Here is a 23,153-nt window from a genome sequence, read left to right as displayed (position 1 = left end):
GTCCGGCCTCCCACCTGCGAACCCCTAGGATCCTGGCTGAACCCTGTCGGTCCAGTACACAAGGCCGTCCCCAGGCCACGCGGCGGCCTCACCACCGACCGCCTGGTCGAGGCCGCCGCCGAGCTGGTCGACGAAAACGGTTTCGAGAACGTCGGACCAGCGAGATCACCTACGGGATGCTCCGCGCCTACGGCATCGCCGAGCCCGGCCTCACCGATGCCGTCCGCCTGATGCGAAGCACGTTTCACGGCTACTGCCTGCTGGAACCGGCGGCGGCTTCGGCGCTCCGCGGGACGTGCAGCGGTCGTGGGACAACGCGGTCGACGCGCTGCACATGGCACTCACCCATTGGTCGTGGGAGACCGGGCCCGGGGAGTAGCGTCACGTCAGGAACGTGGCGGCGCGGTGGCACTGAGACTCAGGGTCTCCTGGTACGTCGGCGTACGACCGCCGACACGACGTCCCTCACCGATTTCGTCCAGGGCCTCCAGCGCCGCGCCGAGAGCCCGCCGGTAAAGGTACGAGCCGAGGCTGATGCGGCCTACGCCCAGGTCGGCGAGTTGGGAGACCGTGAGCCCGGTCGGCGAGTAGAAGACGTTGAGTGGGACGTCGAGCCTGGCGACGAGCGCGGCGATCTGCCGGTCATCGGCCAGCCCGGGGACGAACACACCGTCGGCACCGGCCTGTTGATAGGCGTCGAGCCGGGACAGCGTTTCGCCTCCATCGTGTTCACCGAGCCAGTACGTGTCCGTGCGCGCGTTGACGAACAAGCCGGGTGCGGCTGACTTGACGGCCGTGATCTTCGCAGCGTGCCGATCGACCGCTCCCATCCCGTCTTCGAGGTTGATACCGACCACGCCCACTGCCGCCAGCTGACGTGCGAACTCGGCCACCGCACCCGGATCTTCACTGAAACCGTTTTCAGCGTCGACCGACAACAGAAAAGGTTGTGAACCAAGGACCAGCGCCAGCTTCAGCGTCTCGTCCCGAGTCGCGGCAGCTCCGTCCGGCAGTCCCACCGCCGCGGCCACGGCCAGACTCGTCGTGCCGATCGCCGGGAAGCCCTGCCGTGCCATGGCCACGGCAGAAGCGTGATCCCAGGCATTGGGCAGGAGAAGCGGAGCGTCGGCGTGGTGAAGGTCGGAGAAGGGGCTCAAGGTCGCACCGGGTGCAGGCATGCCGCTCACGGTAGGCGCGGGTCTGTTCGGCGGACGCCGAACAGACACCGTCGGCCGATGTCCGGCTCCGTCTCCGTCTCCGTATCCGTCTCCGTCTCCGTCTCCGTCTGTCAGGGTGATCCGTGCCGCACAGTCCGTTCCCGTGCCGCACCACCGCCCTGTCTCATCCGGCCGCCCGCTCCCCCGCACTGCGTTCCACGCAGAACTCGTTCCCCTCCGGGTCGGCCAGGACCGCCCACCCCGTGCCGTCGGGTTTCCGGTGGTCGTCGACGAGGACGGCGCCGAGGGCGAGCAGGCGCTTGACCTCTTCCTCGCGGGTACGGTCCTGCGGCTGCAGGTCGAAGTGGATCCGGTTCTTCTGGCTCTTGACCTCCGGGACCGTGACGAAGAGCAGGCCCGCATCCTCGATCAGCGCTTCCTCGTCGCCCGGTTTGTCGTCCTGGTGGAGAGACAGTCCGAGCACCTCGGACCAGAAGCTACCGAGGGCGTAGGCGTCGGAACAGTCGATCGTCACATGCCGGAGGGCAGAAGTCATGCGTGGATTCTTGTGGAAGCGGTTACGCACCGCAACGGGAATCCTTCGAGAGACGCCGACGCCCACGCGGTGCCGTGCAGCACGGACCAACCACTCGTTTCTCGGAAGTTCCTGGGGGTCTCAAGGCACACCGTCCGGCATGTGCGTCGGCCCCCGTGAGGCCGACCTGCGCGACGGGACTCACCGAGGCGCCACCGACCACGATGCCGTGGCCGACCCCTCGTCCGGGGCCGTGCGGCCGAAGCGGAAGCGCTGCTCCGAGCCGCTCGACCAGCGGACAGTCAGGTCATGGACGTCGTGGGAGTCATCGACGGTCGCCCCCTTCACCTCTACGGACACGTATTCGGCGAGGGCCAGGGGGTTGTGCTCGGCGGTGAGGCGGGCCAGGGCCACGAAGAGCGTCGGGCCGGCTCCCACGGCGCCCGAAAGCGTGGAGTCGCCCGTCAGGCCGTACACGCCCACCAGCTCGGCCCGTTCGTTTCCGCCTTCCGCCGGCGCCCATCCCGTGACATGTACGGCCGTCCCCGGGGCCGCGCCGGACACCAGATGCGCCCGAACCTCCACCGCGCCCTCGGCCACCACCAGGCTAGTGAGGTCGGCGCCGGACCTCAGCGCATGGCGTGAGGCCGCCCAGCCCTCCCCGACCCCGAGAGGGACGATGCCCGCGCGGTGCGGATCACCCCCGACGGTGACGGAGTTGTCCGGCGGCGAGATCAACGGCCGGGTTACCGTGGAGTAAGCGAAGCGCGTGTAGAAGGGGTCGTAACGGACGTCCTCGCTTCCGTGATTGTGCAAGCGGACCAGGCCGTCGGAACTCGTCGACTGCAGAAGCCAGTTGGGGCCGGCAACAGGTGTAACCGCGTTCTGCCGTTCCGCAGGACCTGCTTCCTCCTGTGCAGTCCACACCGGGTGGTCCGCCGGAAGCAGCAGGCCGAGGAAGCCCTTACTCGCCCAGTAGGGAGAGGCCGGTCCCGAGTAACCCTGCAGAACCGACTCGTCGGATCCGTGCCAGCCGAGCGTCAGCAGTCCCTGATCGTCGACCGCGTCCCGCTCCAGGAAGTACCTCAACGCGCCCGAGGCCAGACGGCGGGTCTCGCCGGGTGGCAGCGGGGTGTGGCCGGTCAGGGCGCCCAGCCACAGCGGCGCGGTGGTGGCGAACCGGTAGGTGAGGGAGCGACCCTGATGCAGGGGCGCTCCGTCGCCGCCGAACAGGCGCGCATAGTCCGCAAGGTGCGTCTTGAGCCGGCCTCCGTAGAGGCTGAGCAGATCAGGGTCGTCGGCCAGCCAGGCGTGCAGGACCGGGTAGAGATGCATCGCCCAGCCGTTGTAGTAGTCGAGGGCACGGCCGGGCCCGTCGGTGTACCAGCCGTCCCCGACATACCACTGCTCGATGCGTTCCAGGCCGCGGTCGATCGCCTTGCGGGAGGCCTCCTGCCGGTGACCGACCGCCTCCAGGAAACCGCCTACAGTGACCGGGAACAGCTCCCAGTTGCAAGGCCACGGTTCGGCGGTCAGCGCATCCCCGAGCCAGGCTGCCGCGCGCTGCCGCACGCCGTCGTCGAGACGGTCCCAGAGCAGTGGACGGGTCAGGCGTAGTGCGAGGGCGATCGATGCGGCCTCGACTAGGGGCTGGCTCCGGTCCTCGATGCGGGGCCAGATGCCGGAGACGCCTGCTTCGAGACCGGTTGCGTAGCGTTCCAGCGCTGTCTCGTCGCGCCGGAAGGCGGCCAGCAGAAGCGTGCGGGCATACCCCTCCAGTCCGTCGGACAGGCGACCGGACCAGCTCTCCCGGGAGCCGGGAAAGTGGTAGAGAGCACGATCGTCGGTGGCATAGGGCTCCACCGCGGTGAGCAGGGCGTCGGCGGCTGCCTGCCAGTGGGCGCGGGTGTATCCGGTGCGGGGGCTGCGGGCGGCATCGGGCGGGGGAAGGTGCATCTGTCGTTTCTTTCTTCTGCGACCTGGTCGGGGGCCTGGGATGTCAGGACCTGGGGGCGTCCCGGTTCCGGTCGAGGCGCCCCCAGGCGTTCATCCCACCCGCACGGCGCCCTTCGGCACCAGATGCCGGGCGACGAGTTCGTCGCGGACCAGGCCCGCGTAGACCGTCGCGCCGTGCAGGGAGGTGTGCGTGTTGTCGCGTTTCTCGTTGTAGAGGTAGAGCGCCTTGGAGCCCTCGACGCCCAGGGTCTCCACCAACGCCTTGGTCTTGGCCGTCAGGTCGATCAGCGGGACGCCGTGCGTGGCGGCGACCGAGCGGATCACCGCCGGGTGGTCGACACCAAGTCCGTTGATCAGCAGAGCCGTTGCGTTGTTCAGCGTCCCGTCTGCATTGAACCAACGTCGGACGATGGGGGTCACCAGGACCGGCCGACCGCCCTTCTCCCTCACCCCTGCCACCAGTGTCTCGAGGTTCGCGCGGTACGTTGTCTCGTCGGTCGTCTTGTCGTTGTGGGCGAGCTGGATCAGGACGAGGTCGCCGGGGCGGATCAGCGGCTGAACCGTGGCCCACAGCTGTGGGTTCCCCAGATACGTGACCGTACTCTCGCCGGAATCGGCGTAGTTGGCGATCGAGATCCCCCTGCGCAGGTACTGCGGAAGCTGCTGACCCCAGCCGGTGTACGGCTCGGCGGTTTGGTCGCAGACGGTGGAGTCGCCGATGAGGAGGATCTGCCGGACGTGCCGGGCGGGAGTGACTGCGATGTCGGCCAGCGCCGGCGCGGAGCCGCCCAGCGCCAGGTCCAGTCCGGGGGTGCCGTCCGCGCCGGTCGGTTCACCCTCGGGGGTGCGGACGTCGACCGTGAAGCTCCGGGCGATGCGCGCGCCGGCGGGGGCGGCGGTCTCGGGCAGCAGGGCGCGCCGTGTCTCCGCGGTGACGCTGGTACTCGAAGCGCCGTCGCCACCCAGGACGACCTTCACGTCGTAGGAGCCGGGAGGGACGTCGAAGTGGCATGCGGTGGCAGTGCAGTGGTCGATGCCCAGGGACGCGCGACCGCCGTGGGCGGATGCGGGTGCGGCCGTCAGACCGGCCGTCAGGGTCAGCGCCGCAATTACGGCCACGGTGAAACGTCTCACTTGCGGCTCCTCCGTCACGGGAACAGGGCTGGCGGCTGGACGGTACCGCCTCCCGCAAGCGCTTTCTAGACCCGGGACCGATTTCGCAAGCTTGCCTATCTCGCACGGGTGAAAGCCCTTTCGCGAAATCGATTCAACTGTCACTCTCTCAGGCACCCGCACCCCCACACCTCTCGAAGGAGGCACCCTCATGTCCGGATCCGACAGCCGCAGGCCGGTCCGACGCCGCACCTTCGTCCTCGGCGCCGCCGCCAGCTCGGCCGCGCTCGCCGGGCCGCTCGCCGTCCCTGCCGCCGCGGCGGCGTTCGGCTACACCGACGACGGCTCGAACTACGTCGTCGACACCGGCGCCGCCCTGGTCTTCAAGGTCAGCAAGGCCACCGGCGATCTGACCTCGCTGATCTACCGGGGCACCGAATACCAGGGCTACGGCGGCATGAACTCGCACATCGAGTCGGGCCTCGGCAGCTCCACCGTGACGATCGCACGGTCCGGCTCGACGATCCTGATCTCCGTCACGCACGGGACTCTCCGGCACTACTACGCTGCCCGCAGCGGCGAGAACAACATCTACCTGTGGACCAACAAGGCCGATGCGTCCGTTTCCGCAACCCGTTACATCGTGCGCGTCAAGGCGGGCCGGTTCCTCAACGACGAGCCCGACTCGTACACGTACACGACCCGCACGGTCGAGGCCTCCGACGTCTTCGCAAAGTCGGACGGTCAGACCCGCTCCAAGCACTACTCCAAGCTGCGGGTCATCGACTACGACTACATCGGCTGGACCACCGGCGGTGTCGGTCTGTGGATCGTACGCAGCAACCACGAAAAAGCTTCTGGTGGGCCTTTCTACCGCTCCCTCCTGCGCCACCAGAGCGCCGACGGCGGAGGCCTGTACGAAATCCTTTACTACGGCCAGAACCAGACCGAGGAGCAACGCTTCGGCCTCCAGGGCCCATACGTGATCGCTTTCACGGACGGCGGCGCACCTTCCTCCTCGCTCTTCTCCGGAAACCTGACCACCTCCTGGGCCGACTCGCTCGGCATCTCCGGCTACGTCGGAGCCGGCGGGCGCGGCCGGGTCGCGGGGGTCGGCATCACCGGCCGCAACACGGCCTACCCCTATACGGTCGGCCTCGCCAACGCGGCAGCGCAGTACTGGGGTCCGGCACGGTCGTCCGACGGCTACTTCTCGATCGCCGGGGTGCTGCCGGGGATGTACACCCTCACCGTCCACAAGAGCGAGCTCGCCGTGTACAGCACGCAGGTGACCGTGTCCGCAGGCGGGACGACCACCGTGAACTCGATCGCCATCCCCTCTTCGAACGACCCGAGCAACGCGAGCGTGATCTGGCGCATCAACGACTGGACCGGTACGCCGAGCGGCTTCAAGAACGCCGGCCTCATGACGTACGCGCACCCCTCGGACGTACGGGCCTCCGCCTGGACCGGCAACGTGGTGATCGGCAGCGGCAACGAGGCTGCGGCGTTTCCCTGCTACATCTGGAAGGACGTCAACAGCGGTCTGCTCGTCTACTTCAAGCTGACCGCTGCCCAGGCCGCCGCCGCGCACACCCTGCGCATCGGCGTGACGACGGCCTACGCGAACGGCCGTCCACAGGTCGTCGTCAACGACACCTGGACCTCGGCCATCCCCTCCCCACCCACTCAGCCGAACACTCGGTCCCTGACGAACGGGTCCTACCGGGGGAACAACCACACGTTCACCTACAGCGTTCCGGCGAGTGCCTGGCGCACGGACACCAGCCAGTACAACGTGCTGAAGATCAACGTGGTGAGTGGTTCGGGATCGACCTCCTACCTCAGCGCGGGCACCTCGATCGACGCCATCGACCTGCTTATCTAACGGACTTTGATCAGCCGAGCGTCCACTGCTGGTTGGTGCCTCCGTTACACGCGTACGTGATGATGGCGGCCGAGTTGGCGGTGGATGCGCCGTTGACGTCCAGACACTTGCCACTGGCCCTCGACTTGACGTTCACGTAGCTCCCAGACGTCGTCAGCGACCAGTTCTGGTCGGTGCGTGCCGCATCGCAGTCCTCCTGGGTGACGGTGCTCGTGTTCTCCTGCACGCACAGAGAACTGTTCCTGACGATCAACTGGTAGTAACCGCTTCCGACGGACTTGAACCAGTACTTCTGGTTGTTTCCGCCGTTGCAGTCGTACTGCTTGATCTGGGCTCCTGCCCACAGGGACTGGCTCGTGACGTCCGCACACTTGCCGCTGTGCCGGGCGACGAGCGTGTTGTACGTGGCGCTCGTGCCGGTGACCGTTCCGGCGGCCGTGTCGACGGTGACCTCGGGAGTCCACGACATCGACAGAGAGGTGGACGCGGGGAAGGCGAGCGGCAGCCAGACGTAACGGGAGTCGTTCACGGTGCCGCCGAAAGAGTTGCCCCAGCGGTCGCCCAAGTAGAGGTAGGACGTGCCCGAAGTCCCCTGAACGGGAAGGACGTAAGCGGCCTGCGATCCGTACGCCGTCGAGTCTCCGACGTCGGTCATGGCCGTCCACGGGCCGGCGAGGGACGTCGCCGTCGCGTACTGCTGCTGATTGGGGTTCCAGCCGGTAGACGCCGAGGTGAGCATGAAGTAGACGCCGTTCCGCTTGAACAGTGCAGGCGCCTCCCGATGACCTCCGTGCCAGGGATCGGCGACAAGACTTGCGATACCGGTGTAGTCGGCCGTCAGTCGGTAGATCTGCAGGTCGTAATTCTCGCGTGCGGCCGAGACCATGTACCCGGTGCCGTCGGTGTCCACGAAGACCGTGATGTCCCGGGACATGTGCTGGTCCAGCGGACGGAAGCTGCCCTGCCAGGCGTAGTTCCCGTCGACGGTGTCCGACACGGCGATGGCAGCCCGGGCCTCGCTGTAGTCGACACCGTTCTCCTTGTGCATCCACATGACGTACTTGCCGGTGGCGGCGTTGTACATGACCTTGGGTCGCTCGATGTTGGCGGTGGCCAGTTCGGAGGCGCTCGACTGCGTGAGGACGTGGTTGCGGAACTCCCAGTTCTTCAGGTCGGTGGAACGGTAAGCGTCCACATACCGGAAGGTGTTGTCGGCGTTGCGGTTCTCGCCGAACCAGTAGTAGTAGGAGCCGACTTTGAGAACACCACCACCATGGGCGTGTACCGGACTGCCCGAAGTGTCAGTGAACTGTGTGCCGTTGACGATCGTCATGGGCACCGCCTGGACGGGTCCCGCAGTGGTGAAGGCGCCGATCAGCGCCAGACAGAGGACGAGCAGGGTCGCGTAGGCACGTCGCATCTCACGCACTCTCCTTCAGGGGTGTCAGCGACCGGAGCGCCGAAGTCGGATGCCCGCCGGCGGCGGCCGAGCGCTGGGTTCGTGATGTGGGGGTCGGGGCGTAGAGGTCGATACCACTCAGGGAGAGCCGTCGACTTCGCTGCCTGGCGGGCGTGGTGGAGCAGGCCGCCGGTCTCACCGTCCTCGGCCTCACCGGTCTCACCCACCGTCCTGGTCAGTCAACGAAGAAGGTCAAGGTCCGTGCACGCCACCGGACTCGCAGACGATGAGTACGGGGAACGGCCACTTGGAACGGGCGCCCGTGGCCTTCCCGGACCAAGTCCCGTGTGTCGCTCCCGAGTCGGCGACCTCCAGGACCCGGGCGCGATCACCGGCTCGTTCTCGGTGGGCGCTGGTGCGACACAGCGGTTGTACGGCAGTCGTCGACACGACGGAGTGCCGGCGCACAGTCGGATGCGTCCTTCGCTCCGGCTCTGCGTAGGGGGCCGACCAGATGCGGATTCGGGTGCGGTGGGGGTCCTGGCACGTCCGGAAGCGACGCGGGGCGCTCGGGTCATGTCGGGGGCGGATCGTTGTCGCGTCGTAGACGCCGTCGCTTTGACGGTCGATCTACGGATCAGCACTGCGGAGGGAGGGCGGGTCGGCCTACAAGGGTTGCCTCTCGAGAGGGGCGCGTTCGGGACTGCGAACGACATGTGAAATGGCGAACGCCGAAAAGGTAAGGGCGTGTTACGAGCAGGTCAACGGGTCTGACGGGACTTGATGGAAAGCCCTTTCGAGGACTTTCCGCTCGGACGGGGATTTTCTGGGTCTTGAGAGTCGGCCAGCAGACGGGAGAAGCAACTTTTCTGTTATCCGTCTCGACCTGGCGCGTCTCCGTAACGTGCGCAGCCCTCTTCACACCTCAACCGCGGCCACCGGCGCCCTCGCGGCCGTCGCGGCCCTCCTCGCCATCGGTCCCCCGGCCATGGCCGTCGGCGTCCGGGACATCACCGCCGACGTGCTCGCAAACCGGGACGTGACGCTCACCGGCGACTCGGCGGTGACCGTGCCTGCCGGGACGACGACGTACAGCGGTGTGTTCCGCGGTCAGGGAACACTCACCGTCCGCGGCGGGGGGACGCTCGTTCTGAGCAAGGACAGCGATTTCACCCTGCCCACCGCACGCCGGCGACAGGCGGTGCGCACGCAGGGGGGCAACCACCCGTACACGACGGTCAAGACGCCCGATCCGCCGGCGATCACCGTGGAGCGTGGAGCAACGCTGCAGTACGGCACCGGCGGAGGTACAGGGCTGATAGGGCACTTCCCGTACGACACTCCCGGCTACCGGCTCAACCAGCTCAACATCCGCGTCGACGGAACGCTCCGCCTGTCACTGACCCGCACTTTCAACATCGGCACCATCAGCGGCTCCGGCCTGGTCACCCAACCTCGCAACATGTGGGGCACTCTGGACCTGGCCGGCACGCACCCCTTCGCCGGCGTCATCGACAACGGCACGGGCATGGCGGTCGGCCGTCCCGAGTACCCCGTGTCACTGCCCAACGCCCGAGCGATCCTCAACCAGGGCTCCTGGATCATCGACACCCCCCTATACCAGACGATCACCCTGCGCCAGGATTTCTACCAACGGCAGTACGGCAGCGACGTCAACGTGCACACGCGGCCGGGCAGCAAGGTCGTCCTCACGGGCCAGTACAGCTACAGCGACCAGGGTGGCGACACTGCGCCCACGCTCAGCGACCCGGGCCTCAACTGGCGCGCGATCCCGCACCAGCTGAACAAGCGCGGCACGAACATCGAGGGCGCCAATCTGCAGTGGGGGGACGGCACCACGCACAAGATCTTCATGCCGGGAACGAAGGACACCGTTTACATCAACTTGCACGAGGCCAGCGGACGGCGGTCGTTGCTGACGTTCGACTACGACGGCCCGGTCACCCTGGGGGCGCCGATCGGCGGCGGCAAGTACCACGACACGCTGGCAGCACCCGGCGCCGGCGACGTCGTCATCGCCGGGACGAAGGGGAACGACGTCACCTTCGCGGCCGAGCAGTACTACGACGGTTCGACGACTGTGCAGAAGGGAGCCGTCCTGCGACTCGGGTCGGCGCAGGGGGACGGCTCTCTACTCACCGGAACCGACCGGCGCCGGATCGTGAACGACGGCACACTGGTAGTGCGCAACGCCAAGAAGGCGGTTTCACTGTCCCGTCTCGGAGGCAGCGGCTCTCTCGTGCAGTCCGGGGCCGCGACGACGACCCTCACCGGGTCGGCGGTGACGTACACCGGAACGACCACAGTCGAACGGGGAACCCTCGCGCTCGAGAACGGGGCGACGCTGGCCAACAGCAGGACGATCCGGCTGACGTCCGCAGCAGCGCAGCTGGACGCGGGCGACTCGCCGCTGCGGGTGACGAGCACGCTCAACGGCAAGGGAACCGTGCGCGGCACCATGACGAACGAGGGCGTCGTCACGGGCGGCCTGACGATCACTGGAGCCTACACACAGCACGACGAAGGCCAACTGGTCCTGGGCAAAGCACCCTTGACGGTGGCAGGCAAGGTGACTCTGGCCGGCGGACTCGACCTGTCCGGCGCAGGGACGGCCACCGCTGCAAAGGATTCTGGCACCGCTTTCGATAGATCTTCCACCTCGCAAAAGGCCGATACCCCTTCCAGCAGAGCTTCCGAAACGACCGGCAGCAGTCCGCTTCGCACCATCACTGTCCTGAATCACACCGGGAGCACACCCGTCAGCGGTACTTTCGACGGCCTGCGTGAGGGTGCCGAGGTGAAACTCGACGACACCGTGTACCGGATCAGTTACAAGGGAGGGGACGGCAATGACGTCGTGCTGACCGCCGCGGCCGGAACACCTTCGGCGAGCGCCGGCACGAGGCCTTCCTCTCGAGCCATCACCGCCGAGACGCGCGGCGCCGACGCGGTTGGGTCCGGCGCGTTCGGGTGGTGGCCGTACGTGCTGACAGCCGGCTTGCTCGGTGCTCTGCTGGTCCCCAAGACCAGGCGGTCACGGAGCGGACCGCGCAATCGGGGCGGCCGACACTCGGCGCCCAAGGGATGAATCCCGAACTCAAGCCGGCAGGAGCGCATACCAGCGAGGCCCCACGTAACCGCACCGCACCGCACCGCACCGGCCGAGACGATGTGCGGGGCTCATCACTCCCGGGGTGCGGCACGTGCGGTGCGTGACAGCGCCAACTGCAACAGATCCTCGGGACCCCCTCGAAGGGCCCGAACAGGGACCGCACGCCTTCGCGATCATGGCCAGAAAGAACGGGAGTAATCGGTTACAGCTGAACGACTGCCAACGAACACCAGTCCGCACAGCTGTAGCCCAGTCGCAGTCAGGAGCAGGAGCAGGAGCAGGAGCAACAGCCAGAGAGCATTCATCCCACGATGTGTTCCTCCTGCTCACCCACTGGACTCATCGGGCTGTACGTCGTCCCTTCGACTAGCGTCGTGCCATGACCAGCGACATCCCTTTCCCGCTCGCGGAGACCTCTCTCAGCTCGGCTCTCACCACCGGAGCCGTCGTCCTCGACGGTGGCATGTCGAACCAGCTGGAGTCCGCCGGGCATGACCTGAGCGACGAGCTGTGGTCGGCGCGGCTGCTCGCCGAACGCCCCGAAGCGATCGTCGAGGCCCATCTCGCATACTTCGAGGCCGGTGCGAACGTGGCGATCACTTCCAGCTACCAGGCCACGTTCGAGGGATTCGCGAAGCGAGGTATCGGCCGCCAAGATGCGGCACGGCTGCTTACGCTGAGCGTGGAGCTGGCTCGAGATGCAGCCCGACGAGCACAAAGCAGAGGGGCCGTGCACCCGCTGTGGGTTGCCGCGTCGGTGGGGCCGTACGGAGCGATGCTCGCAGACGGTTCCGAATACCGAGGCCGGTACGGCCTGAGCGTCCAGGAACTGGAGCGATTCCACCGTCCCCGGTTGGAGGTGCTGGCCGCCGCCGCGCCTGACGTGCTGGCGCTGGAAACGGTTCCCGATACCGACGAGGCCGAGGCACTGCTGCGAGCTGTACGGGGACTAGGTGTGCCGGTCTGGCTCTCGTACTCGATCACCGGGGCCCGTACCCGCGCCGGGCAGCCGCTGGAAGAAGCGTTCGCTCTGGCCGGCGGCGCGGATGAGGTGATCGCGGTCGGCGTGAACTGCTGCGCGCCCGAGGACGTCGATGCCGCCGTGGCAACCGCGGCGCGGGTGACGGGCAAACCCGTCGTCGTCTACCCGAACAGCGGCGAAGCGTGGGACGCGGAGACCCGCGCCTGGAACGGCCGTTCCTCCTTCCTTCCCGAACAGGTACTGGGCTGGCACGAGTCGGGGGCCCGCCTCATCGGCGGTTGCTGCCGCGTCGGTCCCGAGGCTGTCGCCTCGATCGCGCGGACCCTGTCCCGTGGGTAGGCCTTGTTCAGTCGGCTTCCGCTGACGTCCGTCGCCGTGAAAGCGGTCGCTGTCGTATTCCGCTGGAGGATGGCGCCTCGACCGCGCCGCAGCGGCTGTCTGCGAAGCTGCGCTCACGGGTACACGTTTCCGGTACCCGGTGGATACGGCTGAACAGACCCCTCATCGCTGGTCGCGGTATCTCGCGGTATCCAGGAGGTGCGCCTGGCGTCGGTCCGACAGCATGCCTCGTCATCCCATCGCCCCCCAGGGGGCATCGTGGTCAGCGTTGGAGCAGGTCGCGCGCGAACGGAATGCCGAGGTAACCCATAACTGACACGTTACGTACCGTTCCCCCCCCTGCGCGCGGGGGTGACCCGATGTTCAGCGCCCGCGCACCCCTCCGGCTCGGCGCAGTCGCCGCACCGCCGATCTCAACTCTGCGCGGCGTGCGGCCCTGCCTGGCAACGTGTCCCGCGCCGCGGTCCCGTCGACGGGTGCGTCGGGGACGACTGTTCTTGCGTCCTCCGTCGTCCACAGCGCCAACTCGCGGTCACGCAGGCCGTATGCGGTGTAGGCCATGTCGGCGGCAGCGGGCACCATGCTGTCCAGCTCCGTGCGCCGACGGTCGTCCGGGGTACCGACACAGTCGAGTACCGTCGTCTTGCCTCCGTCGACCTCGTGAGGAACTCCGCCGAGCGCATCCCGCCCCCCTCCGAAGACGCGCACCGGATGCGCTGTGCCCCAGGCCTCCCAGCCCGGGCTGCCTGTCGTCACGAACCGTGTCCACGCCTGGTGCATCGTGTCGGCGAGCGCCTGCGGCGCTCCGTCACCGGCGAGCTTCGCGGACTCGGGCGTCTCACCGGTATCGAATACGAAACCGAGTTCCAGAGCGTGGCAGGCACCGAGTCCAGGGCGCAGCGAGGGCCAGGCGAACTCGTACACGTACGACGACCCGGGACGGGCATCGGCCAGTTGCCGCAGCGGCAGCCGCAGCAATTTGTCGGTGACCATCTGGCCGACGAGATCGGCGGTGCCGGCCTTGGCGTGCAGAGCGCGGTAGCCGCGCGGCACCTCATGGCCGCAGTGGCAGCGGGCCATAGCTCCGGCGAGAGCGACCGGACCCATCCGGTCGATGTGCTCCAGCAGACCCCCCGGCACCAGCCAGAGCCGGTGCTCGTCCCGTGTCCAGCCCATGAGCAGGTCGACGCCGTCGGCCACGGCTCCGTCGACGAGGGCCTGCAGGGGATCTTGCGGGACGAGATCGCCGTCGACCACGATGCCGAAGGCGGGGCCGCCCAGCACGGGACTGCTCAGCCTGCCGACCTCGGCCTGGGTGCTCAGCAGCACGTCGCGGTCGACGCCTGCGAAGGCTTCGGCGGTGGCGGGGATCTTCAAGCGGTTCGCCATTCGGCGGACCATGCGCCGAACCTTGTCCCGCTCGAAGGCCTCTGGGGGGCCGCTCTGCAGGACGGCCCGCCGAAAGAGCCCTTGTGCCCGGGGGGCGGCGATCAGTGCGCCCACGCTGATGGCACCTGCGGACTGGCCCGCCAAGGTGACGCTGCCGGGATCTCCGCCGAAGGGTTCGATCGCTCGGTTGACCCATTCCAGGGCGGCGAGTTGGTCGCGCAGCCCCGGGTTGGCCGGGGCGTCCGGGAAAAGTCCGTAGCCCTCCACGCCGAGCCTGTAGTTGATCGATACGAAAACGATTCCAGCACGCGCGAACTTTGATCCGTCGTAGACGGGGACCGCTGAAGAACCCCTGGTCAGCGCACCGCCATGCAGCCATACGAGGACGGGGAGCCGGGCGCTCGACACGGGTTCGGGGGTCCACACGTTGAGGTTGAGGCAGTCGTCACCCGGAACGACAGGGTCGGACAGGTACTGCGCGAAGGCCTCTGAGTACGACGGTTTGGGCGGCGTCGGGCCGAAGGCACCCGCATCGCGCACCCCGTCCCAGGGTTCGGGCGGGACAGGCGGCCTGAACCGGAGCGGCCCGAAGGGGGGTGCCGCGTAGGGGATCCCCCGGAAGACGGCGATGCCGTGCTCGTGTCTCCCGCGGACTGCCCCGTAGGGAGTCCTGACCACGGGGTGAGAGTCGGACTGCCCCCGGGCGTCACCCGAAAGATCCGTCTGGTCTGCTGCCACCTGCCCACCAGCCCTTCGCCGCGCTCGCGCACCGGTAACACCAGAGCACCACAGCAGCGCCCGGTATTCCGGTGCAGGAGCTTGTGAGAGGGCCGTTCGGCGTACGCCAGTGTGCCGAAATAGAGCCGGTCGCAGTCTCCGCTTCGACCGTTCGGTTCGACCGTTCGGTTCGACCGATTGACCGTTCCTGGAGACCAGATCTACGGTAGAAGGCGGTTACAGAAAGCGCTTCCTACCAGTTTCTACGCACCCCAGGAGAGTCATGCCCAGCGCCTCCTTGCCGAGGGCCGTGTTCGCCATGGATCCGGTGCACCTCCCCCTGCTGTTCCCGAAGTCCTTGATGGCCCGGTTGCACCGCACAGCCGAGATCGACGCCGGACTTGTCGTACGCGATTTCTCCGATCCCGCGGCCGCAACGGCACTTGCCGGCGCCGAGGTCCTGATCACCGGCTGGGGCTGTCCCCGCCTGGAAGAGGGCGCCGCTGCCTCGACGCCCTCGCTGCGCACGGTGCTCCACGCCGCGGGCTCGGTTCGCTCACTGGTCGGCGAGGCAATGTGGGAGCGGGGGGTGACCGTCTCCAGTGCGGTCATCGGCAACGCCGTCCCGGTGGCCGAGTACACCCTCGCGATGATTCTGCTGGCCGGAAAAGACGTCTTCGCTCACCGTGAGCGGTTTCGTCGCACCCACGCCCAGCCGACACCCGTCGAGACCGCGGCCACGGGCAATCTCGGCCGCAGGGTAGGCGTCATCGGCGCGTCGCGTGTGGGCCGACGCCTGTTGGAACTGCTACGCCCCTACGACTTCGACGTCCTGCTGCACGATCCGTACGTGGACGCGGCCGAGGCCGCCGAACTCGGCGCGCAGTCGGTCTCCTTGGACGATCTCCTTCTGCGCAGCGATATCGTCAGTCTGCATGCGCCGGACATCCCCGAAACACATCGCATGCTCGACCACGCCCGCCTCGCCCTGATACGGGACGGCGGCGTACTCATCAACACCTCGCGGGGTGCGCTGGTGGACCACGCCGCCCTCACCGACGAGTTGGTCTCCGGCCGACTGCACGCAGTGCTCGACGTCACCGACCCGGAACCGCTGCCGGCCGACTCCCCTCTCTACCGGTTGCCGAACGTCTTTCTGACCCCTCACATCGCCGGATCCCTCGGCAACGAGCTGGAACGACTCGGTCGTATCGTCGTGGAGGAATTGGAACGGCTGGCCGACGGGCTGCCTCTCGCCCATGAGGTACGCCACGCCGACCTGGCCAGGATGGCCTGACGTCGCGGTCGGCAGGGACCTTCGTCGAGCTGATTTCAGCTGTTACCTGGGTTATCCACAGGCCGATTCACCTGGCATGGCGACGGGATACGGTTCCCGAGCCGACGGGGGCCAAGCCCGCCCGTCCGGTGATCAGGCCACGCCGTCGACCAAGGCCGTGGCCCCGATGCGCCCGAGGTGGCACAACGGTAAGGAGCCGCAACGTGAGTCAGCGCAAGGCGACCGGTGACGCAGTCGGCCGGGTGACCATAAGGGACGTGGCGGAGCGCGCCGGTGTGTCTGTCGCAAGCGTTTCCCGCGTTTTGTCGGGCAGCAACTACCCCGTTTCCGAAACAGTGCGCGGCCGTGTGATGCAGGTCGTGCGAGACCTGGACTACGTGACGAACGCGCACGCACGGTCTTTGGCCGGGGCGGGCACACCGACGGTGGCGATACTGATCAACAACGTCACCGCCTCGGCGTTCGCCCACATCGCGAAGGGCGTCGAGGGCGCGGCCACACTGCGCGGCTGGCTGTCGCTGGTCGGAACCACCGGCGACGATCCGGAACGTGAGCTGGCCATGGTCAACCTGATGCGGCAACAGGGAGTCGCCGCCGTCGTGTTGCTGGGCGGCGCCTACGACCACGACGCCTACCAACTGCGCATGGCCCGCTTCGCCCGTTCCCTCGACACTGCCGGCTCGCATCTGGTCCTGGTCGGCAGGCCCGCATTGCAGGGCGACGTCCCTGCCACGACCGTCGATTACGACAACGAGTCCGGCGCCTATGCCATGGCCAGCCATCTGCTGTCGGCCGGGCATCGACGCATCCTGGTCCTGCCTGGTCCCGCTGAACTAAGCACTGCCCAGGGGAGGTTGGGCGGCGTGCGTCGAGCGTTCGCGGCGTACAGGGTGCCGTTCGACCGGGGGCTGGTGCGGCACGGCCCCTATGACGACGCGTACGGGTACGCGGCAGTGGAAGCGGCTCTGCATGAGACGTCGGATTTCACTGCGGTACTCGCCGGTACCGACATCGTCGCCGCGGGCGCCATGCAGGCGCTGCGTGCGGCGGGACTGCGGGTGCCCGAAGACGTGTCGATCACCGGCTATGACGACATCCCGCTGGCATCTCAGCTCACCCCTCAACTCACCACGGTGCACGTGCCTTACGAGGAGATGGGCCGAGTGGCTCTCCGCGCGGTGGCGGACCGACGGAGGGGCGCCGCGGCCGCAGCAGGGCGACGATGTTCTGACGCCGAGCACCTGGTGCTGGGAACCCATGTCGTCGTGCGGGACTCGGTGCGCCCCCCGAAGCGGCGCCGGTGAGTCACGGCGTCTGTCCAGACCTGCCCCAGGAGCAGTTCATAGGCGTTTTCTTCCCGCTTCGCCAAGGGTGCAGGTCCCGACCGGAGCCTGCGAGCGCGGCCTTTCGGACCTCAACGCAAACCTACTGGCCTGCGCACACCCTTCTTGGCCTCTACACCGCCCCCGCCGCTCGACGGTGGAACCGCATGCCGTGTCGATGCAATCGTTTCTGCACCACTTTCGATCTCGCCAAGAGTTCGACAGCCGGTACAGCAACCGATTACTGCCACTTCCGTTACACGCGTCGCTTTCCGAAGGGCCGCCCACGGGTCCCCGCAGGCATGAGCCTTACGGGAGGGCCATGATCCCGTTTCATCCAGCATCTTCCCGCCATGCCGAGGCACACCTAGGATAGCAAGCGCTTTCTGTGAGTCGTCTGTTTCTGCATGGCTCTCAAATGGCGCTGATCGAACTTTCGCTGACCCTCGGGCGGGCCGGAGAGGTGGTTCCCAATGGTGCGCACGGCGAGTGCGAGCATGACGGCCGGTCCGACCCTGGCGGTCGTGGCCCGAGAGGCGGGAGTGTCCGTTCCCACCGCGTCCAAGGTGGTCAACGGGCGTGAGGATGTCGCTCCTGAGACTCGGCGCCGAGTCACGGAGGCACTGAACCGGCTTGGATACGTACGCAGACCTCGCTTCGACGCGTCAAAACCGCCCCGCCTGGTGGACCTCGTGGTGCACGCCCTGGACAGTCCACGGTCGGGCGCTATCCTCCGCGGCGTCGAGGAGGCGGCGCACGACGCCGGTCTGGACCTGGTCGTCTCTGCCGCTCTGTCCCGCAACCGCGGCGGACGACCGCAACGGGGCTGGCTGGACAAGCTGACCGTGCGTGGGTCGGCGGGAGTCCTCTTCAACCTGGCGGAGTTGACGGGCTCTCAATATGCCTGGCTGGAGCAGCATCGCATCCCGTTCGTGATGATCGATCCTGTTCTGGAGCCTCCCCCCGGGGTCATGTCGGTGGGTGCAGCGAACTGGCAGGGCGGGGTCACGGCGACCGAACATCTACTGACACTCGGCCACGAACGCATCGCGGTGATCACCGGACCGAGACGGAAGATGTGCAGCAGCGCTCGGGTCGCCGGCTATCGCTCGGCATTGGCCTCGGCCGGCGTCGCGCAACGCCCTGAGTACCTCCGTGACGGCAGCTTCGACGAGTCCGTCGCATACCGTCGCATGCTTGAGCTACTGGACCTGTCCGCGCCGCCGACAGCCGTGTTCGTCTGCTCCGATCGCATGGCCCTGGGTGTCTACCGTGCCCTGGTGGAACGGGGGTTGCGCATTCCGAACGACGTCAGCGTGGTCGGTTTCGACGACCTGCCGGAATCCCGCTGGACCGCCCCGGCTCTGACCACGGTCCGTCAGCCGCTCGCGGAGATGGCGGCGACGGCGATGCGCATGCTGGTGCGGATGATGGACGGAGAGCGACCGGAGGGCACCCGGACAGAGTTGTCGACTCGGCTTGTGCAGCGGGCGAGTACCGCGCCGCCGCGGGCCTGACGATTCACGTCCGTCCCGCTTCGGCTGTCCCCCCGTTCACACTCATACCCGGCGTCCGGCGTCACCGTCCTGCACCCTGCGCCGTGGACCGAACCCGCACAGCCACTGCCGCCACCCAGCTTCGTAAACGCTTACCCGTCACAGGCTTGCAGTCACTGCTTTCTCCAATTCTTCCGTTTCCGGTTCTCCAACCGTTTGCTGCACTCGTTGCACGTTTGCCGTTTCTTGCGTGGAGGCTGCGTTTCCCGTGGCGGGACGGCGGTGCGCGATGTTGCCCTCCAGGAGGCGGGTCGCAGTGGCCACGCCCACCCCGCTATTGCCGTCCGGGGTGGGTAGCCGCCCATCCGTCCGCTTGAGTTCTGCGAGGGCCGAGTGCATCGCCTCATGAGCCGCGAAAAGACACGGGGTGCTGTAGATCGCCACGTCCACGCTGAGATCGGACAGCTCACTCAGAGACAAGCGGGGAGATTTGCCGCCGGCGATCTGGTTGAACAGCAACGGCTTGTCACCGACCACGGCGCGGATCCGCCGAATCCACTCCACGCTGCGGACGCCGTCCACCAGGACGACGTCCGCGTCCGTAGCGGCGAGTGTCTCAGCGCGGTGGAGGATGTCCTTCTCGTCCGTGGCATCGGTGCGGGCGACCACGACCAGGTCCCCACGGGTCGCCAGCACCATTTCCAGCTTGGCAAGATACTCCTGCAATGGCAGTACCTGCTTGCCGTCTGCATGCCCACACCGGCGCGGACGTTTCTGGTCCTCCAGGATGACGCCGGACGCGCCGATTCGCTCCAGGCCCTCCACCACGTGACAGGCGACCTCCGGGTCGACGTATCCGTCGTCGATGTCAACGAGTAGGTGGTGCCTTGGGAACGCGCCCCGCAACCGCTGTACGAACGCCATCATGTCCGGCCAGGCGATGAAACCGATGTCCGGCAGCCCGTAGTAAGAGGCCGCGAAGCCGAATCCGGAAACGAACATCCCGTCGTAGTGCTGTGCCGCGATCGACGCCGAGTACATGTCGTACACGCCGATCAGCGGAGTCGTCCCGGGGCCGGCGATCCGCTCCCGCAGCTTGGTCCCGTAAGTCACCGTAGGGCTCCTCTTGGATATTCTTTCCGGAACTTTCCGGAAGGGCGTTTCGGAACAGGTTTCCGAAACAAGAGGATCTCGACGCGCGCGCGGACACAGTCCACTACGCGGCTCTCACTCACCCTGATGGCGCAAGCGGTTCACCGAAGAAACGTTACTTGTCCTTACTCGGCGCCCGGTCGCCCGAGCAAGCCCGCCTCGCAGATGGGCGAGGAATTCTGGGCCCTGGTAGGCGTCGACATCGTGGCCGAGTGCCGTGTAGAAAAAGCGTCCTGCCCCTGGTCGCGACACCACACCAGCGGGTGCCCACTCCCCATCCCACTCATCGCCGACGGCCAGGACCCGTACCGGTGTCAGCGGGTTGCCTCAAAAGTCGTGCCACTCGTCGGCGAAGCACCAGACGACCGCGAGCGAAAGGGGCGGGGGACGCTCCCGATCCTCGATCATCGCCTTGCCCGACTGGTACTCCGGGTGGCGGGCGAACCCCGCGCCGAAGGGCTCACCGTAGTACGCCCAGTCGTACTCGGTGCGACCAGCACGGTCGCTTCGAAGCGACGGCGAGTTTGTCGTAACGGGGAATCAGCAGCAAGCCGAGGGCAGGCCCGGGGTGGGCTCACTCTGCGTGGGGTCAAAACCACGTCAGTGGCTTCAGTGGCTGACGTGTCCGTTTCTTTCAAGACCGGTTACACCTGACTTGCTTACGGTGGCCGCATGAGCCCACGTTTCGATGCCATCGGCCTGGTCGTCTCCGACATGGCCGCCTCCGTCGCCTTCTACCGCCGACTCGGGTTCGTCTTCCCCGAAGGCGCCGAGCGGGAACCACACACCGAGGCCCAGCTTCCGGGTGGGCTGCGGCTGCTGCTCGACACCGAGGACACCGTCCGCTCGTTCCATCCTCGTTGGCAGCCACCGTCCGGAGGCGGCCGCAGCTCTCTCGCGATGCGCTGCGACACACCCGGCGAGGTCGACACGTTGTACGAAGAACTGGTGGGCGCCGGCCACAACGGGGAGCTGAAGCCGTGGGACGCCTTCTGGGGCCAGCGGTACGCCGTTGTGCTCGATCCCGACGGCAACGGCGTCGATCTGTTCGCGCCGCTGCCCGAGTAGCCGGACCGCGCGCCAAAAGGTCCCGCGCCCGCTGCACGCGGCTGCAGGGGCGAACTGGTCCGCCCTGCGGCAGTCCGGCCTGGACCAACCGGCTGAGTCGTACTGCTAGCGCAGCAGTGATCCGAGCGTCTGACCGGTGAACTCCCGTACGTCCCGCGACAGGTGGGCTTGGTCCGCGTAACCGGACCTCGCCGCCGTCTCCGCGGACGGAACGCCGGAGCGAGCAAGAGCGAGCGCCCGTTGCAGGCGCAGGATCCGGGCCAGCGTCTTGGGGCCGTAGCCGAACGCGACCAGGGAATGTCGATACAACTGGCGTGCACCGAAACCGAGTTCGTCGGCTGTCGCGGCCACGGGACGGCCTGCGGCAAGGGCGGAGACCAGCCTGCGCAATGCGGCCCCGGGTGGCTCGGCACGCTCCAGTGCCAGCGCCTCCAGGGCGGACGCAGGGTGCGGTACGGCAGCGATTCGGTCGCTCAAGCGGCGCACCTCACGCGCCGGCCACAGGTCGGCCAACTGCACCCGTCGGTTGCGCAGTTCGTGGGCCGGTACGCCGAGGAGGGCTGGCGCGGTGCCGGGGAAGAAACGAATGCCTGACCAGAAGGCGGAGGGGCCTTCAGGAACGTAGGCCCGGGTGTCCGGTCCTGCGACCAGCAGCTTGCCCTCGCTCCACAGCAGGTCCATGCAGCCATCAGGCAGCACGGGACGAACGACGGGTTGCGTCGACGGTCTGTTCGTCCACACCACCGCCCCGCTCAGCCGGGAGGCCCGCTCCTCGTACACGCACGCCAGCCTACGCCGCGGACAAGCGCAACACGTGTCTGCCAGCCTCTACTGATCTTCGCTGTGCCTTACCGCGTCGTGCTGCGCATTTGCCGTGTCATTTCTCGGCTTCGTCCTTCCCGGTCTCGCCGTACCCCGCGCTCTCGGTCGGGCCCGCCGCATCACCGAAAGATCACTTCTGCGGAGGCTCGTCCTCATCATCTCCGTCGTCCGTGCCGTTCGTTTTCGGGGAGCTCTTCACGTGCGCGCGGAACCGTCCCGTCACGTCTTCCGGCGGAAGGAAGCGGGACCACCTCTCAGGGAACTCGGACGGCATGTCGGGATCGTCCGGGTCGTCATCCTGGTGCGCACGGGCCGCGGCCATGCGGGCGACGTACTCCGCGGCCTCCTCCTGGCGCAGCCGTTCGTTGGCGGCACGGGCGGCGGCCGTCGCGGCGGCCGGCCAGACCCGGTCGATCGCCGCGTTGACGGCAGCCCCCACCAGCACGGCGAAGGCGGACACGCCGATCCAGAGCAGGACGGCGACGGCGGCGGCGAGGGAGCCGTAGATGGTGGCGCCCTCGATCGTGCTCGTCAGATAGATCCGCAGCAGGAAACTGCCCAGCACCCACATGGCGAGGGCGACGAGGGCGCCGGGAACGTCCTCGATCCACGGTGAGCGCACGGGTACGGAGACGTGGTAGAGCGTGGTCAGGAAGGCCACCGACAGGACGATCACCACCGGCCAGTAGAGCACCTGTACGACGGTCGCCGACCACGGCACGATCCGCACCACAGCGTCCGGTCCCGCGACCATCAGCGGCAGCGCGACCGAGCCGATCAGCAGGGCTGCGACGAAGAGCAGAAACGCCACCAGTCGCGTCTTGACAATGCCGCGCACGCCGTCGAGGCCGTACATCACGGTGATGGTGTCGATGAAAACGTTTACGGCGCGCGATCCGGACCACAGGGCGAACAGGAAACCGATGGAGATGACATCTGGACGGCCGCCCTTCAGCACGTCGTCGAGGATCGGCTGGGCGATCTCTCGTACGCCTTTGTCGGACAGCACCGTGCGGGAGGCCTCGATGAGGTTGGTCTCCAGGCTGGTGATGGTGTCCGTGCCGGTCCAGTCGTCGACGTAGCCGAGCAGGCCGATCAGGCTGAGCAGCAGTGGAGGCACGGACAGCAACGTGAAGAAAGCGGCTTCAGCAGCGAGTCCGAGGATGCGGTACTCGACGCAGGAATTGACGGTGTCCTTCAACAGCAGCCAGGCGGTCCGCCGCTTGGAGACGTTCCGGTAAAGGGCACGCGCCCGGTGGAGACGCCCGGTGGGGCTCCCGGGTTGCTCGGGTGAGTGACTTGCTGGCTGCACGCCCTAAAGGTATCCGCCGTTCGGGGTCGCCCTCACCTCCGGCGGGCAGCTTCACCGGGTCGGGGAAGGCGGCGCG

17 protein-coding genes and 1 pseudogene are annotated in these 23,153 nt (G+C 67.5%); 8 read left to right on the top strand and 10 right to left on the bottom strand.

Annotation, left to right across the window (positions count from 1 at the left end; genetic code table 11):
* Window positions 1–149: 149 nt before the first annotated feature.
* Window positions 150–379, top strand: a pseudogene (locus BG482_RS45235) (TetR-like C-terminal domain-containing protein); the annotation flags it as partial.
* Between the two features lie 7 nt (window positions 380–386).
* Here the strand turns inward: BG482_RS45235 and BG482_RS17900 are convergent.
* The 4 genes from BG482_RS17900 to BG482_RS17885 form a co-directional block, all read right to left on the bottom strand.
* Complete coding sequence (locus BG482_RS17900; RefSeq protein ID WP_069770057.1) at window positions 387–1,178, bottom strand: isocitrate lyase/phosphoenolpyruvate mutase family protein; 792 nt, start codon at window positions 1,176–1,178, stop codon at window positions 387–389.
* Window positions 1,179–1,341: 163 nt separating this feature from the next.
* The gene (locus BG482_RS44015) at window positions 1,342–1,713 is read right to left on the bottom strand and encodes a VOC family protein (RefSeq protein WP_069770056.1); all 372 of its coding nucleotides are present in this window, start codon (window positions 1,711–1,713) and stop codon (window positions 1,342–1,344) included.
* 180 nt (window positions 1,714–1,893) lie between these two features.
* The gene (locus tag BG482_RS17890) at window positions 1,894–3,648 is read right to left on the bottom strand and encodes a DUF2264 domain-containing protein (RefSeq protein WP_069770055.1); all 1,755 of its coding nucleotides are present in this window, start codon (window positions 3,646–3,648) and stop codon (window positions 1,894–1,896) included.
* A gap of 90 nt (window positions 3,649–3,738) precedes the next feature.
* Window positions 3,739–4,782 (bottom strand): rhamnogalacturonan acetylesterase, encoded by a 1,044-nt coding sequence (locus BG482_RS17885; protein ID WP_069770054.1) that lies wholly within the window; start codon window positions 4,780–4,782, stop codon window positions 3,739–3,741.
* A 190-nt stretch (window positions 4,783–4,972) separates the two neighbouring features.
* On the opposite strand from BG482_RS17885, the gene BG482_RS17880 reads away from it, so the two are divergent.
* Window positions 4,973–6,649, top strand: a complete 1,677-nt coding sequence (locus tag BG482_RS17880) for a rhamnogalacturonan lyase B N-terminal domain-containing protein (RefSeq protein ID WP_069770053.1) — start codon at window positions 4,973–4,975, stop codon at window positions 6,647–6,649.
* A gap of 10 nt (window positions 6,650–6,659) precedes the next feature.
* Here the strand turns inward: BG482_RS17880 and BG482_RS17875 are convergent, their stop codons facing one another.
* Window positions 6,660–8,069 (bottom strand): RICIN domain-containing protein, encoded by a 1,410-nt coding sequence (locus tag BG482_RS17875; RefSeq protein WP_069770052.1) that lies wholly within the window; start codon window positions 8,067–8,069, stop codon window positions 6,660–6,662.
* Between the two features lie 883 nt (window positions 8,070–8,952).
* Here BG482_RS17875 and BG482_RS17870 point away from each other — a divergent pair.
* Together BG482_RS17870 and mmuM are read left to right on the top strand one after the other, a co-directional pair.
* Entirely contained in the window at window positions 8,953–11,157 is a 2,205-nt protein-coding gene (locus tag BG482_RS17870; protein WP_069770051.1) for an autotransporter, read from the top strand.
* A gap of 403 nt (window positions 11,158–11,560) precedes the next feature.
* Complete coding sequence (gene mmuM, locus BG482_RS17865; protein ID WP_069770050.1) at window positions 11,561–12,502, top strand: homocysteine S-methyltransferase; 942 nt, start codon at window positions 11,561–11,563, stop codon at window positions 12,500–12,502.
* Window positions 12,503–12,865: 363 nt separating this feature from the next.
* On the opposite strand, the gene BG482_RS17860 is transcribed toward mmuM, so the two are convergent.
* A complete protein-coding gene (locus BG482_RS17860; RefSeq protein ID WP_069770049.1) occupies window positions 12,866–14,569 on the bottom strand; it encodes a carboxylesterase/lipase family protein in 1,704 nt (567 codons plus the stop codon).
* 322 nt (window positions 14,570–14,891) lie between these two features.
* On the opposite strand from BG482_RS17860, the gene BG482_RS17855 reads away from it, so the two are divergent.
* The 3 genes from BG482_RS17855 to BG482_RS17845 all read left to right on the top strand — a co-directional run bounded on the left by BG482_RS17855 (window position 14,892) and on the right by BG482_RS17845 (window position 18,744).
* Window positions 14,892–15,905 carry a hydroxyacid dehydrogenase gene (locus tag BG482_RS17855; RefSeq protein WP_176741406.1) on the top strand — a complete coding sequence of 338 codons (1,014 nt, stop codon included), beginning with the start codon at window positions 14,892–14,894 and terminating at the stop codon, window positions 15,903–15,905.
* A gap of 203 nt (window positions 15,906–16,108) precedes the next feature.
* Window positions 16,109–17,209, top strand: a complete 1,101-nt coding sequence (locus BG482_RS17850) for a LacI family DNA-binding transcriptional regulator (RefSeq protein ID WP_069770047.1) — start codon at window positions 16,109–16,111, stop codon at window positions 17,207–17,209.
* Between the two features lie 491 nt (window positions 17,210–17,700).
* A complete protein-coding gene (locus BG482_RS17845) occupies window positions 17,701–18,744 on the top strand; it encodes a LacI family DNA-binding transcriptional regulator (protein ID WP_069770046.1) in 1,044 nt (347 codons plus the stop codon).
* A 138-nt stretch (window positions 18,745–18,882) separates the two neighbouring features.
* On the opposite strand, the gene BG482_RS17840 is transcribed toward BG482_RS17845, so the two are convergent.
* Both BG482_RS17840 and BG482_RS46185 read right to left on the bottom strand, forming a co-directional pair.
* Complete coding sequence (locus BG482_RS17840) at window positions 18,883–19,836, bottom strand: oxaloacetate decarboxylase (RefSeq protein ID WP_079141879.1); 954 nt, start codon at window positions 19,834–19,836, stop codon at window positions 18,883–18,885.
* 114 nt (window positions 19,837–19,950) lie between these two features.
* Window positions 19,951–20,175 (bottom strand): ThuA domain-containing protein, encoded by a 225-nt coding sequence (locus BG482_RS46185; protein ID WP_370745818.1) that lies wholly within the window; start codon window positions 20,173–20,175, stop codon window positions 19,951–19,953.
* A 372-nt stretch (window positions 20,176–20,547) separates the two neighbouring features.
* Here BG482_RS46185 and BG482_RS17835 point away from each other — a divergent pair, with 372 nt between their 5' ends.
* The gene (locus BG482_RS17835; protein WP_069770045.1) at window positions 20,548–20,943 is read left to right on the top strand and encodes a VOC family protein; all 396 of its coding nucleotides are present in this window, start codon (window positions 20,548–20,550) and stop codon (window positions 20,941–20,943) included.
* Window positions 20,944–21,048: 105 nt separating this feature from the next.
* On the opposite strand, the gene BG482_RS17830 is transcribed toward BG482_RS17835, so the two are convergent.
* Together BG482_RS17830 and BG482_RS17825 are read right to left on the bottom strand one after the other, a co-directional pair.
* On the bottom strand, window positions 21,049–21,723 hold the full coding sequence (locus tag BG482_RS17830) for a helix-turn-helix domain-containing protein (protein WP_079141877.1): 675 nt from the start codon (window positions 21,721–21,723) through the stop codon (window positions 21,049–21,051).
* A gap of 172 nt (window positions 21,724–21,895) precedes the next feature.
* Window positions 21,896–23,077: a YihY/virulence factor BrkB family protein gene (locus BG482_RS17825; protein ID WP_079141876.1), complete on the bottom strand. Its 1,182-nt coding sequence runs from the start codon at window positions 23,075–23,077 to the stop codon at window positions 21,896–21,898.
* Window positions 23,078–23,153: the final 76 nt, after the last annotated feature.

The sequence above is a fragment of the Streptomyces sp. LUP30 genome, assembly GCF_001746365.1.
Lineage (GTDB): Bacteria > Actinomycetota > Actinomycetes > Streptomycetales > Streptomycetaceae > Streptomyces.
The sequence above is the reverse complement of the archived record's forward strand: the minus strand, read 5'-3'. Positions and strand labels throughout refer to the sequence as shown.

Bases quoted from the DNA above. Each gene is read 5' to 3' on its own strand.
- BG482_RS17845 (WP_069770046.1), top strand. From the start codon at position 17,701: ATGGTGCGCACGGCGAGTGCGAGCATGACGGCCGGTCCGACCCTGGCG.
- BG482_RS17875 (WP_069770052.1), bottom strand. From the start codon at position 8,069: ATGCGACGTGCCTACGCGACCCTGCTCGTCCTCTGTCTGGCGCTGATC.
- BG482_RS44015 (WP_069770056.1), bottom strand. From the start codon at position 1,713: ATGACTTCTGCCCTCCGGCATGTGACGATCGACTGTTCCGACGCCTAC.
- mmuM (WP_069770050.1), top strand. From the start codon at position 11,561: ATGACCAGCGACATCCCTTTCCCGCTCGCGGAGACCTCTCTCAGCTCG.
- BG482_RS17835 (WP_069770045.1), top strand. From the start codon at position 20,548: ATGAGCCCACGTTTCGATGCCATCGGCCTGGTCGTCTCCGACATGGCC.
- BG482_RS17900 (WP_069770057.1), bottom strand. From the start codon at position 1,178: ATGCCTGCACCCGGTGCGACCTTGAGCCCCTTCTCCGACCTTCACCAC.
- BG482_RS17855 (WP_176741406.1), top strand. From the start codon at position 14,892: ATGCCCAGCGCCTCCTTGCCGAGGGCCGTGTTCGCCATGGATCCGGTG.
- BG482_RS17890 (WP_069770055.1), bottom strand. From the start codon at position 3,648: ATGCACCTTCCCCCGCCCGATGCCGCCCGCAGCCCCCGCACCGGATAC.
- BG482_RS17880 (WP_069770053.1), top strand. From the start codon at position 4,973: ATGTCCGGATCCGACAGCCGCAGGCCGGTCCGACGCCGCACCTTCGTC.